This is a genomic window from Streptomyces sp. NPDC048507 (genome assembly GCF_043199995.1).
In the GTDB taxonomy this organism is placed as follows: Bacteria; Actinomycetota; Actinomycetes; order Streptomycetales; family Streptomycetaceae; genus Streptomyces.
Genome location: NZ_JBICWZ010000002.1, coordinates 824,993 through 836,651, shown reverse-complemented (window position 1 = coordinate 836,651; position 11,659 = coordinate 824,993). Strand labels below are relative to the sequence as shown.

Below are 11,659 nucleotides of genomic sequence, written 5' to 3'. Positions count from 1 at the left end.
CGGTCCCGGTGCAGATGCAACGCGATCAGCGTCACCGTCTTGCCCAGCCCCATGTCATCCGCCAGACAACCCCCCAGACCCAGCGAACTCATCAGGTCCAGCCACGCCAGACCCCGCACCTGGTAATCCCGCAACACCGCCTTCAGCCCCACCGGCTGCGCCACCACCGGCAACTCCCCCGTCAACCGCTCCCGCAACGCCGCGAGCGCCCCCGCCGCGGTGACGTCGACCCGGGTGCCGTCGATCTCGGCCGAACCGGTGAGTACGGCGGCCAGCGCGTCCGCCGCCGTGACCGTGGCGGCCCGGCCGCGGCGGGCGCGGGCCCGGCGCACGGTGGCCGGGTCGGCCAGCACCCACCGGTCGCGCAGCCGGACCAGGGGCCGCCGCGCCTCGGCCAGCCGGTCGAGTTCGGCGGCGGTGAGGTCGGCGGCGCCGTCGCCGAGGCCGTGGCGCCAGTCGAAGGAGAGCAGGTCGCCGGGGGAGAGGAGGGAGGGCGCCGCTGACCCGGCGGGGCCGGTGGCCACCACGCCGGAGTCCAGGGTCCGGACGAGGTCCCGGGGCCAGTGGACCTCGACCCCGTCGGCGGCGAGCGCCGCGGCGGCTTCGCCGAGCAGCTCCGCGACCTCCTCGTCGGCGAGGTCGACGGAGTCCGGAACGGCCGTCCCGAGCAGCGGGGTGAGGGCAGGCCACAGCGCGGCGGCCCGGCGCAGTGCCCGCAGCGCGTCCAGCCGGGCGCGGGGCGGGAAGGCGGCGCCGGTGGAGCCGGGCGACGCCGTCCACACGTCGGCCGCGTCGGCGACGAGCGAGGCGTCGGCGAGGCCGTGCACCTGGAGGACGGCCCGGAGCCCCGGGGCGTCGCTCTCGGCGCGGGTACCGGCGGGGGCATGGGCGGGGGCCTGGGGCGTCCGGATGAGTTCGAGGCGCAGGGAGATCCGGATCCCGGCGTCGTGCCCCGCGGCCACCTCGCGGGCCCAGGTGCGCAGGCTTGGGCGGGGGCGCGGCTCCCGGGCCGGCCCGGTGGCCGCGTAGGCGGGGCCGCCCGCGGCGGCGGGCGCGGCGGGGGAGCGCGGCAGCGTGTCGGCGACCGCGTCGAGGAAGGCGCGCAGGAGGGGTTCGGGCGTGGGCAGCCGGGGCGGGGCCTCGGGGTCGTGACCGTCGGGGCCGTCACCGGCGGGGTCCAGCGGGACGCAGTGGGCCCCGGGCGGCATGGCGGCGGCCAGTTCGCGCACCTCGACGAGGTCGGTGGCGCCCAGCGGGCCCATCCGCCAGGCGTCGTGGCCGTCGGGGCTCAGCCCGGGCAGCAGCAGTCCGCGCGCGGCGAAGCGCAGGGCGAGCAACGCGGCCGCGCCCCAGAACGCGGCGGCCGGGTCGCCCGGTCCGCCGGCGGAACCACCCGGTCCGGTGGCGGCGGCCCGGGCCCGGGTGAGCACCGGCAGGGCGGCGCCGAGAGGCAGGACGAGCGCGGGAACGGTGATGCGTCCCCGCTCCGGGGTGACGACGTCGAGCGGCTCGCGGCCCTCCCCGTCGAGGAGGGCCGGGGCATCGGGCCGCCAGAAGGCGATCCGGCCCTCGCGGGGCGGGTCGGCGGGCAGGAAGACGGCCGAGCAGCGCGGCGGCGGGCCGGAGATCTCGGTGGGCACGAGCTCCCTGGATTCGGCTTCGGGGGGACGGGGCGGCCGAGAGTAACCCACCCGGCGGCCTCCCGGGCCGTGGGGGCGCGGTGACCCGGATCACGTCACGGGTGGCTCCGGCGGCCACCCCCGTGGCTCTCTCGGTGGCCGGGAACGTACGCTCCGGACGGCACGTTGTGCAGATGACGGACGTGGTGACCGGTCGGACCGGTCGGACCGGTCGCAGAAGTCGGACCGGTCGGAGAAGTCGAGGCAGTCGAAGAAGGAGGTGTCCGCGGATGTCGAAGAACGCGAAGGTCGCGGTCGGCGCGGTCGTGGCAGCCGTGGTGCTGTACTCCCTGCTCGGGTTCTGGGCGGGACTGGCGGTCCTGATCGGGGTCCCGGTCGCGGCCTACCTGCTGCTGGACTCCTCCCAGAAGCGTCGTCTGCGGGGCATATCCAGGAAGCAGCTCGGCCGCTGAGGGCGGCAGGGGGGACGTCTTACATGAACAGCGCTCACGGGGGCACCGCACAGATCGCCGCGGTCAGCAGCAACGGCGAGTACTCGTTCACCAAACCCAACCGGCCGAGCATCACGCTGCTCGCCGGACTGGGTGTGGAGGGCGACGTGCACGCGGGCGTCACGGTCAAGCACCGCTCACGGGTGGCGGCGGATCCGACCCAGCCGAACCTCCGGCAGGTACACCTGATCCACCGCGAACTCTTCGACGAAGTGGCCTCGGCGGGCTTCAGCGTGGAGCCGGGCGAGCTCGGGGAGAACGTGACGACGGAGGGCATAGACCTGCACGCCCTGCCGACGGGGACGCTGTTGCGCCTCGGCCGGGAGGCGGTCGTGGAGGTGACGGGCCTGCGCAACCCGTGCCCGCAGATCAACGCCTTCCAGGACGGCCTGCTCAAGCAGGTCGTCGGCCGGGACGAGCAGGGCCGGGTGGTCCGCAAGGCCGGGATCATGGGCGTGGTCCACCAGGGCGGCACCATCCGACCCGGCGACGCCATCGAAGTCACCCTGCCGGCCCCGCCGCACGTTCCGCTCGAACGCGTCTGATCGCTCCGGCCCCGTTCGCCGCCGCCGACGGCCCGCCCCGGGTCAGGCCGGGCGGATGGCGACGCGGTCCAGCGCCGCCAGCAGCTGCGGGAGTCCGGGGTACTCCGGCAGGCCGGGGCCCGCCGTGCGCGGGACGGCCAGGACCTCGCCGGGCTCCTCGTCCAGCAGGACGAAGGCCGCCTCGCCGGTCCGGGCCACCAGCGACCAGCCGGGCCCGTCGGCCCGGACCGTCCGCGCGTCCTCGCCCGCGAAGGCGGAGCGGACCCGGCCCGGCGGCGGCGCCTGGCGCGTGTACGCCGAGGCCTCCCGCAGCGCCCGCGCAAGCCCCGGATGCGCCGCGGCCGCGGCCCCGCCGTCCTCCGCGACGCGCTCGCGCCAGTCCGTCCACTCGCGGGCGATCTGGTCCGCGCCCAGGCGCCGCTGGACCGGCCCCCACACCCGCGCCGACGGCGGAGCCAGCGGCACCCGGCCCGTCCCGTCCGCGCCCTGCTCCGGATCGTGCGGCCCGGGCACGTCCGGCGCCGCCACCGTCAGCTCCAGCGGCCAGCCCGCCAGCGAGGCCACGACCGTGCGTTCGTCGGGAGACAGCTCGTACTCCATGCCGCAGTCCCAGGAGGCGATGGCCGTGGCCACGAGCGAGACGTCGTCCACGACGACCGTCCAGCGCGCGCCCTCCTCGTCCTGCCCGAGCACCAGCCCGTAGCCGTCGGCGGTCGCCGGCACGCCCAGCAAGGCACAGGCCTCGGGGAAATCGTCGCCGAACACCGCCGGGAACTGGGTGGGGGTCAGCAGTACGGCGGTCAGCACGTACAGCGAGCCCCCGTCCTCCTCGTCGGACACGGACACGTGGCCTCCCGATCGCTCTGTCGTCGGCGCACCTTAACCAGCGGGTAACACGCACGTCGAGAGCCCGCGAGGACCGATTTCCAAGGCCGCTACCTGCACGTAGAGTTGAACACCCGCCACAGAAAGGGGCACCGGTGCGGCGTTACGACCGGCTCAGGGAGATCCTCCGCCTCGATCCCGACAAGGACTTCCTGGCCATCTACCGGCTCACCGCCACCTACGAGTTCCCCTGGGACGTCACCCGCGCCCTGGAGCTCGCGCTCCTGCGGACCTTCGCGGTCCCGGCCATCGGCGGCCTGCTCGCGGCGACCGGCGAGTTCACCGATCGCGCCCAGAAGCGCTACGACGACACGGCACTGCTCCTCGACGCGGTCGTCGAGCACGGTTTCGACAGCGACACGGCGCGCACCGCGATCCGCCGCGTCAACCAGATGCACCGCGGCTACGACATCTCCGACGGCGACATGCGCTACGTCCTGTGCACGTTCGTGGTCATCCCGGCCCGCTGGATCGACGCCTACGGCTGGCGCCCCCTCACCCACCACGAGCGCCGGGCCTGCGCCGCCTACTACGCCACCCTCGGCCGGCACCTCGGCATCAAGGACGTCCCGGCATCCTTCGAGGAGTTCGAGACCGTCCTGGACGCCTACGAGCGGGAGCACTTCGGCTGGGACGAGGGCGGCCGCAAGGTCGCCGACGCCACCCTCGGCCTGATGGCGTCCTGGTACCCGGCGCCGCTGGCCCCCGCCGTGCGCCGGGCGAGCCTGGCCCTCCTCGACGAGCCGCTGCTGCACGCCTTCCGCTACGAGCCGCCGCGCCCCGCCCTGCTCCGGCTGGTCCGTGGCGCCCTGCGGCTGCGGGGCCGCGCGGTGCGGCTGATGCCGCCCCGCGACGCCCCGCACCACGCCCGTCAGAATCCGGAGATCAAGGGCTATCCGGACGGCTACGACGTCGGCGAGCTCGGTACCTTCCCCCGGCCCGGCGCGGGCGGCTGCCCCGTGCCGCACCCGCGCCGACCGGCCGGAGCCGAGGCCCCGCCGCCCGCGTAGCCCCCGGGTGCCGCGGGACCCCGGCGCGCGGGCCGACGTACGGGGTGAAGACCTCAGGGGCGGCGGGCCGCCAGGACCAGGAAACGCTCGTCCTCGTCGGCGTACGAGGTCATCTCCCAGCCCGAACCGGCCAGCAGCGGGCGCAGGTTCGGCTCCGCCCGCAGGTCGTCCGGGGTCAGCTCGCGGCCGTGGCGGGCGGCGAGCGCTGCCCGCCCGACCGGGTGGAAGAGCGCGAGCCGGCCGCCGGGGCGCACCACGCGGGCGAGCTCGCGCAGGTTCGCCTCCGGGTCGGGCAGGTGCGCGATCAGCCCGGCGGCGAACACCGCGTCCAGGGCCGCGTCGCGCAGCGGCAGCCGGGCCACGTCGGCGCGCAGCAGCGTGCCGTCGGCGTCCCGCCCGGCCTCCCGGGCGGCGGCCAGCATGCGCTCCGTGAGGTCCACGCCGAGGACGGTCCCGGACGGACCGACCGCCGCGCGCAACGGGGTCAGCGCCCGGCCCGTCCCGCAGCCGGCGTCGAGCACCCGGTCACCCGGCCCCACGCCGAACTCGCCGACGGCGGTCGCGAAGGCGGGCCCGTCCCCGGGGAACTTGCGGTCCCAGTCGGCGGCGCGCGTTCCGAAGAACTCCTGCACGCGCGTGCGGTCCTCGTTCGTACGGTTCACAGAGCTCATGCCCCCATGATCCCGCACCTCCGGTTTCGGGCGTGCGTGCGGGCGTGCGGGCCGTGTACAAGGTGGCACGCGGTGTGATCGGAGATGAACGTAGCTCTGTCATATTCCAGCAGTTCCAGCGGCTTTCGAAATGCTCCCCGTGTTCGCGCCCTCACCCGGACTAGCGTCCCGTGGCCATGGGACACCTGGACCACGCCGCCTATGGCTGGCTGACACCCGCACTGTCGTACGTGATGGCGTCGATCGGCGCCGCCCTCGGCCTGAGCTGCACCGTCCGCGCGCTCGCCGCGACCGGAGCCTCCCGCCGCAACTGGCTGATCACGGCGGCCTCCGCCATCGGCACCGGCATCTGGACGATGCACTTCGTCGCGATGCTCGGCTTCCACGTCACCGGCACCGACATCCGCTACGACGTGCCGCTGACCGTCCTCAGCCTGCTCGGGGCGATGCTCGTCGTCGGCGCGGGGGTCTTCGCCGTCGGCTACGGCAGGGCGCGCGGCCGCTCCCTCGTCATCGGCGGACTCACCACCGGACTCGGCGTCGCGAGCATGCACTACCTCGGCATGGCCGCCCTGCGCCTGCACGGCGGGATCAGCTACGCGCCGGCGGCCGTCGGGCTCTCGGTCGTCATCGCCGTCGTCGCGGCCACCGTCGCCCTGTGGGCCGCCTTCACCATCAAGTCCCCGGCGGCCGTCACGGTCGCCTCCCTCGTGATGGGCCTGGCCGTCAGCAGCATGCACTACACCGGGATGCTGGCCGTCTCCGTCCACGTCACGCCGTCGGACCGGCCGCTGTCCGGAGCCACCACCCTGCAGTTCATCTTTCCGCTCGCGGTCGGGCTCGGCTCCTACCTCTTCATCACCGCCGCGTTCGTGGCACTGTCCCCGACCGCCGACGAGCGGGCCGCGACGGCCGCGGCCGCGGCCTCCCGCACCGTGCCGGGCGCGCCGGGCGGCGGAGCGGCTGGCGTGCCGGGCACGGCGCCGGGCGGCGGAGCGGGCGGCGGAGCGGGCGGCGGAGCGGGCGGCGGAGCGGACGCCGGGGCGGCGTCCCCTCCCGCCGCGGGTCGCCGGGGACGGGGCACGGTGCCCGCCCACTGACCCGCCCCCCCCGCATGCCACGCCCCCCTGCCCCCGCCCGGGCCGAGCCTCGCGCTTGCCCCGCGGCCCCGCCGGCCCCGCCGGCCCCGAGCCCCCTGCCGGCCCCGAGCCCTCGCCTGCCCGCCGAACCGCCAGCCCCGCACCGCCCGGAACGAGGAGTCCATGCGCACACCCCGCAGAAGACCGGAAGCAGCGGTCCCGCGGCCGCCCCTGCCCCCGGCGCGCGGCCGTCGGGCGCACGCCGGTCCCCCTGCCGAGGAACCACCGGCCCCGGACCCGCGGCCCTCCCCACCCGGGGGCGCCCCGGCCGCCGCGCGCCCCCGCCCACGGCTGCGGGTACGGCTGCGGCCCGGCACCGTCCGGGCGAAGATCCTCTCCCTGCTGATGGTCCCGGTCGTCTCCCTGCTCGCCCTCTGGGCCTTCGCCACCGTCAGCGCCGCCCAGGACGTCGCCCTCCTCGGCCGCGCCCGGCAGGCCGACGCCGAGATCCGCACCCCCGTCGCCGCCGCCCTGACCGAGCTCCAGGCCGAACGCCGCGCCGCCGTCCGCTTCCTGGCCGATCCCGCCTCCGACCAGGCGGCCGCCCTGGCCCAGCAGGCCCGCCGGACCGACGAGGCCGTGCGCCGGCTGCGTCTCGGAGACAGGCACACCGTGGCCGAAACCGGCGACTACCGCCCCGACGTGGTCGCCCGGCTCGGCGCCTTCGTCAGCGGAGCGGAAGGGCTCGCCGCCGCCCGCCGGGACGCCACCGAACGCCGCGCGACCCCGGAGGGCGCTTACGAGACGTACACCCGCCTCGCCGATTCCGCCCTCGCCGTCGAAGGCGCCCTGGACGGCGACCGGGACGCCGCCGCCCCCGGCTCCGACGCCCGCGTCCTGCTGGAGTTCGCCCGCGCCGGCGAGATGCTGGCCCGGGAGGACGCGCTCCTCGCCCTCCCGGGACCGCGCACCGGCGACGCGCTGCGCCGCCTGACCGGGGCCGTCGAAACCCGGCGCGCCCTGACCGCCGCCACCGCGGGCGACCTGCCCGCCCCCCAGCGGGCCGCCTGGGCGTCCGTGGCGAAGGGCGCCGCCTACGCCGAGCTCACCGCCGCCGAGGACCGGGCGCTGGCCCCCACCGCCCCCGCTCCCGCCGCCCCCGCCCTGGCCCTGGCCCAGGGGACTGCGCCCGCGAACTGGGAGGCCGCGTACACGAGTGTCAGCGGCTCGATGCACGAGATCCGGGAGGCCGCCCGGGCCGCGGCCGGGCCGCGCACCGACCCGCTCGCCGAGGCGCTGTTCAGCCCCGCCGGGGCCGCCGTGCTGCTGGGCCTGGCCGCGGTCGCCGCCTCGCTCGTCATCTCGGTCCGCATCGGCCGCGCCCTCGTCGTCGAGCTCGTCTCGCTGCGCAACGCCGCCCTGGAGATCGCCCACCGCAAGCTCCCGCACGCCATGGACCGCCTCCGGGCCGGACAGGCCGTCGACGTCGAGGGCGAGGCCGGGCCCCCCTCCGGGCCGCCCGCCGGGGACGAGGTCACCCAGGTCGGCGAGGCCCTGTCCACCGTCCACCGGGCGGCCCTCAGCGCCGCCGTCGAGCGCGCCGAACTCGCCAGCGGGGTCAGCGGCGTCTTCGTCAACCTCGCCCGGCGCAGCCAGGTCCTGGTCCACAAGCAGCTCACCCTGCTGGACTCGATGGAGCGGCGCGCCGACGACCCGGGCGAGCTCGGCGACCTCTTCCGGCTCGACCACCTCACCACCCGCATGCGCCGCCACGCGGAGAGCCTGATCATCCTCTCGGGCGCCGCTCCCGGCCGGGCCTGGCGCACGCCGGTGCCGCTGACCAACGTGGTGCGCGCCGCCGTCTCCGAGATCGAGGACTATCCGCGCGTCGAGGTCCGCGGCCTCGCCGAAGCCGCCGTCGTCGGCGGGTCGGTGGCCGACCTCACCCACCTCCTCGCCGAACTGATCGAGAACGCCGCCCAGTTCTCCCCGCCGCACACCAAGGTCCGGGTCAGCGGGGAGCCCGTCGGCGCCGGATACGTCCTGGAGGTCGAGGACCGCGGCCTCGGCATGGGCCGCGAGGCCCTCGGCGCTGCCAACCGCCGGATCGAGCACTCCGAGGACCTCGACCTGTTCGACAGCGACCGCCTCGGCCTCTTCGTCGTCAGCCGCCTCTCCGCCCGCCACGGAGTACGGGTCCACCTGCGCGCGTCCCCCTACGGAGGCACCACGGCGGTGGTCCTGCTGCCCAAGTCCCTTCTCCAGGGCGCCATCGGGGCCCCCGCCCCGGACGGGAGCACCGCCCGGGCCGCCGCAGAGGAGCAGCCGCGCCGTTCCGCGGCCGCGCAGCCCGTACGGGAGACCGTGCGCGGCGTCCCGTCGCCCGGCCGGCCCTCCGTCCCGGCGTCCGTCCCCCCGCCGGTCGCCGCCCCGGCCGCGGAGCCCGCCCCCGTAAGGCAACCGCCGTCCCCCGCCCCGGTGGCCCCCCTCCGGCCGCGCGGCCCCGGCGGCGCGGGCACCCGTACGCACCCGGCGCCCGCACCGGCGCCCGCCTCCGCCGCCCCCGCCGCCGGGTCGGTGACCGAACTGCCGCGCCGGGTCCGCCAGGCCAGCCTGGTGCCGCAGCTGCGCGAGGCGCCCGCCGCGAAGGAGGGCCCCGGTGGCGGCCGGCCCGAAGGAGCCCCCCGGGGCCGCAGCCCCGAGCAGGCACGGGAGCGGATGGCCGCCTTCCGGGACGGCTGGGCGCGCGGGGCCCGGGAGACCTCGAAGGCGCACGGGGCCCGCCCCCACGCAGGCAACGAAGGAGAAGTGTGATGATCGAACACCGCAGGACCGACCTGGGCTTCGACGTCCACCCGGGCCACGACGCCGACCCCGGCCATGACGCCGACCCCGGCCATGACGCGGGCCCCCGGCCGGGTGAACCGGACTGGCTGCTGGACGACCTGGTCACGCGGGTCCGCGAGGTCCGGCACGCCGTGGTCCTGTCCAACGACGGTCTGGCCGTCGGTTCCTCGCAGGCGTTGAGCCGGGAGGACGCCGAACACCTGGCGGCCGTGGCCTCCGGCTTCCACAGTCTCGCCAAGGGCGCGGGCCGGCACTTCCACGCCGGGGGCGTGCGCCAGACGATGGTGGAGATGGACGAGGGCTTCCTGTTCGTCGCGGCGGCCGGTGACGGTTCCTGCCTGGCCGTCCTCAGCGAGGCGGGCGCCGACATCGGGCTGATCGCCTACGAGATGGCCCGGCTGGTCAAGCGGGTCGGCGAGCACCTGTACGCACCGCCCCGGTTCGCGGCCCGGCCGCCGGCCGCCGGGTGAAGGGGGCGGTCCGGCGCATGGACGCCCAGCAGGCGGCGGGCCGGTGGTACGACGCCGAGGCGGGCCCGCTGGTGCGCCCGTACGCCGTGACCGGCGGCCGTACGAAGCCGGGACCGCACGGGGTGCGCTTCGACCTCATCGCGCTGGTCGTGGTCGACCCGGCGGCGGCCGCGGGGGAGGAATCGCTGCTCGGCCCGGAGCACCGGGCGCTGCTCGGGCTCTGCCGGGACGAGACGCAGTCGGTGGCCGAGCTGGCCGCCGACGCCGACCTGCCGGTGGGGGTGGTGCGGGTGCTGCTGGGGGACCTGCTGGAGGCGGGGCACGTCAAGGTCAGCCGTCCTGTGCCGCCGGCCCGGCTGCCGGACGAACGGATTCTGCGGGAAGTCATCGAAGGATTGCGAGCGCTGTGATGGGACTGCACGACGACGGGGCGGACGGGGAACTGGCCGCGCTCGCCCTGAAGATCCTGGTGGCGGGCGGCTTCGGGGTCGGCAAGACCACGCTCGTGGGAGCGGTCAGCGAGATCCGGCCGCTGCGGACCGAGGAACTGCTGAGCGAGGCGGGCGAACGCGTCGACGACACGGACGGCGTCGGCCAGAAGACCACGACCACCGTGGCCATGGACTTCGGCCGGATCACCATCCGGTCCGGCCTGTCGCTGTACCTGTTCGGGACGCCGGGCCAGGACCGGTTCTGGTTCCTGTGGGACGAGCTGGCGCAGGGCGCGCTCGGAGCGGTCGTCCTCGCCGACACCCGGCGGCTGGAGGACTGCTTCCCCGCGGTGGACTACTTCGAGCACCGGCGGATCCCCTTCGTGGTGGCCGTCAACTGCTTCGCCCGTGCCCGCCGGTACGGATCCGACGAGGTGGCACGGGCCCTGGACCTGGAACAGGGGACGCCGGTGGTGCTGTGTGACGCCCGGGACAAGGACTCGGGGAAGGAAGTGCTGATCCGGCTCGTCGAGTACGCCGGGCGGGTGCACACCGCCCGGCTGCTCGATTCGGTGGGACCGCAGGCCGATCCCGTGTGAGGCGCCGGTCAGTCGGCGATGCCGGCCGTGGCGATCACCTTGTCGATGGAGACGCGGACGAGGAGTTCGCCGGGTACGGCGTTGCGGCGGCCGAAGGCCTCCCCGCGTTCCTCGCCCATGTAGCGGGCGCCGATCCGCGTCGCCCAGGGGAGCATCTCCTCCAGATCGTCGCTGATCTCGGCGCGCCCCTGGAGGACGACGTAGGAGAAGGGCGGCCGGTCGTCGTCCACGCAGAGGGCGACCCGGCCGTCGCGGGCCAGATTCCGCCCCTTGACGGTGTTCCTCCCGGTGTTGAACACGAAGGAATCCCCGTCGAGAACGAACCAGATGGGAGCGATGTGAGGGCTTCCGTCCTCGCGGACCGTGGACAGCTTTCCCGTGCGGGTGGAGTGCGAGACGAAGGCCCGCCATTCCTCTTGAGTCATCTTCTGTGCCATGGGCCCATCCTCCTTGCCGGAAAGGCCCTGGTGGGGAAGGCTTGCGCCACGACTACGCGGGGTGGGGCGCGGCCACGTCGGCCGCGTCGACGGGGAGGGGCTTGAAATGGCACTGGACAAGCAGCTCGACTGGTTGCTGGACGACCTCACGCGCAGGGTCCAGCAGGTCCGCCACGCGGTGGTGCTGTCGAACGACGGGCTGGTGACGGCGGCCAGCGCCGGGCTGGCGCGGGAGGACGCGGAACACCTCGCTGCCGTGGCGGCCGGGTTGCAGAGCCTCGCGAAGGGCTCCGGACGGCACTTCCGGGCGGGTGAGGTGCGCCAGACCATGGTCGAGTACGACGAGGGGTTCCTCTTCGTCGTCGCGGCGGGTTCGGGCAGCTGCCTGTGCGCGCTGAGCGCGGCCGAGGCGGACATCGTGCAGGTGGCGTACGAGATGACGCTGCTGGTCAACCGGGTCGGTGAGCACCTGGGAGTGGCGGAGCGGCGGATCACCGGGGGCTGAGGACCGGCGGACCGCCGCGAGAGTTATCCACAGGCCTCGCACGGGTCTG

Annotated in this window: 12 protein-coding genes and 1 pseudogene; 9 read left to right on the top strand and 4 right to left on the bottom strand. The window is 75.8% G+C overall.

What is annotated here, in order from left to right:
* Window positions 1-1,640 (bottom strand): SNF2 helicase-associated domain-containing protein (locus ACGFXC_RS08845; protein WP_393710883.1); only part of this gene is annotated, 1,640 nt, incomplete at its 3' end.
* A 269-nt stretch (window positions 1,641-1,909) separates the two neighbouring features.
* Between ACGFXC_RS08845 and ACGFXC_RS08840 the strand changes: the two genes are divergently transcribed.
* Both ACGFXC_RS08840 and ACGFXC_RS08835 read left to right on the top strand, forming a co-directional pair.
* Window positions 1,910-2,092 carry a hypothetical protein gene (locus ACGFXC_RS08840; RefSeq protein ID WP_393710881.1) on the top strand — a complete coding sequence of 61 codons (183 nt, stop codon included), beginning with the start codon at window positions 1,910-1,912 and terminating at the stop codon, window positions 2,090-2,092.
* Window positions 2,093-2,115: 23 nt separating this feature from the next.
* Complete coding sequence (locus ACGFXC_RS08835) at window positions 2,116-2,676, top strand: MOSC domain-containing protein (protein ID WP_393710879.1); 561 nt, start codon at window positions 2,116-2,118, stop codon at window positions 2,674-2,676.
* Between the two features lie 42 nt (window positions 2,677-2,718).
* Here the strand turns inward: ACGFXC_RS08835 and ACGFXC_RS08830 are convergent, their stop codons facing one another.
* Complete coding sequence (locus tag ACGFXC_RS08830) at window positions 2,719-3,522, bottom strand: hypothetical protein (RefSeq protein ID WP_393710877.1); 804 nt, start codon at window positions 3,520-3,522, stop codon at window positions 2,719-2,721.
* 134 nt (window positions 3,523-3,656) lie between these two features.
* On the opposite strand from ACGFXC_RS08830, the gene ACGFXC_RS08825 reads away from it, so the two are divergent.
* Entirely contained in the window at window positions 3,657-4,571 is a 915-nt protein-coding gene (locus ACGFXC_RS08825; RefSeq protein WP_393710876.1) for an oxygenase MpaB family protein, read from the top strand.
* A 53-nt stretch (window positions 4,572-4,624) separates the two neighbouring features.
* Here the strand turns inward: ACGFXC_RS08825 and ACGFXC_RS08820 are convergent, their stop codons facing one another.
* On the bottom strand, window positions 4,625-5,242 hold the full coding sequence (locus ACGFXC_RS08820) for a class I SAM-dependent methyltransferase (RefSeq protein ID WP_393710875.1): 618 nt from the start codon (window positions 5,240-5,242) through the stop codon (window positions 4,625-4,627).
* A 176-nt stretch (window positions 5,243-5,418) separates the two neighbouring features.
* Between ACGFXC_RS08820 and ACGFXC_RS08815 the strand changes: the two are divergent.
* The 5 genes and pseudogenes from ACGFXC_RS08815 to ACGFXC_RS08795 form a co-directional block, all read left to right on the top strand.
* A pseudogene (locus ACGFXC_RS08815) lies at window positions 5,419-6,162 on the top strand (MHYT domain-containing protein); the annotation flags it as partial.
* Between the two features lie 342 nt (window positions 6,163-6,504).
* Window positions 6,505-9,135: a nitrate- and nitrite sensing domain-containing protein gene (locus ACGFXC_RS08810; RefSeq protein ID WP_393710873.1), complete on the top strand. Its 2,631-nt coding sequence runs from the start codon at window positions 6,505-6,507 to the stop codon at window positions 9,133-9,135.
* A complete protein-coding gene (locus tag ACGFXC_RS08805; RefSeq protein WP_393710871.1) occupies window positions 9,135-9,638 on the top strand; it encodes a roadblock/LC7 domain-containing protein in 504 nt (167 codons plus the stop codon). Before ACGFXC_RS08810 ends, ACGFXC_RS08805 begins: the two co-directional genes overlap by 1 nt.
* A 17-nt stretch (window positions 9,639-9,655) precedes the next feature.
* The gene (locus ACGFXC_RS08800) at window positions 9,656-10,048 is read left to right on the top strand and encodes a DUF742 domain-containing protein (protein WP_393710870.1); all 393 of its coding nucleotides are present in this window, start codon (window positions 9,656-9,658) and stop codon (window positions 10,046-10,048) included.
* Window positions 10,048-10,668, top strand: a complete 621-nt coding sequence (locus tag ACGFXC_RS08795; RefSeq protein WP_393710868.1) for an ATP/GTP-binding protein — start codon at window positions 10,048-10,050, stop codon at window positions 10,666-10,668. Before ACGFXC_RS08800 ends, ACGFXC_RS08795 begins: the two co-directional genes overlap by 1 nt.
* An 8-nt stretch (window positions 10,669-10,676) precedes the next feature.
* Here ACGFXC_RS08795 and ACGFXC_RS08790 read toward each other — a convergent pair whose 3' ends face one another.
* Window positions 10,677-11,105: a PPOX class F420-dependent oxidoreductase gene (locus ACGFXC_RS08790; protein WP_393710866.1), complete on the bottom strand. Its 429-nt coding sequence runs from the start codon at window positions 11,103-11,105 to the stop codon at window positions 10,677-10,679.
* Between the two features lie 106 nt (window positions 11,106-11,211).
* Between ACGFXC_RS08790 and ACGFXC_RS08785 the strand changes: the two genes are divergently transcribed.
* Window positions 11,212-11,610, top strand: coding sequence for a roadblock/LC7 domain-containing protein (locus ACGFXC_RS08785; protein ID WP_042800536.1), 399 nt, complete (start codon window positions 11,212-11,214; stop codon window positions 11,608-11,610).
* Window positions 11,611-11,659: the final 49 nt, after the last annotated feature.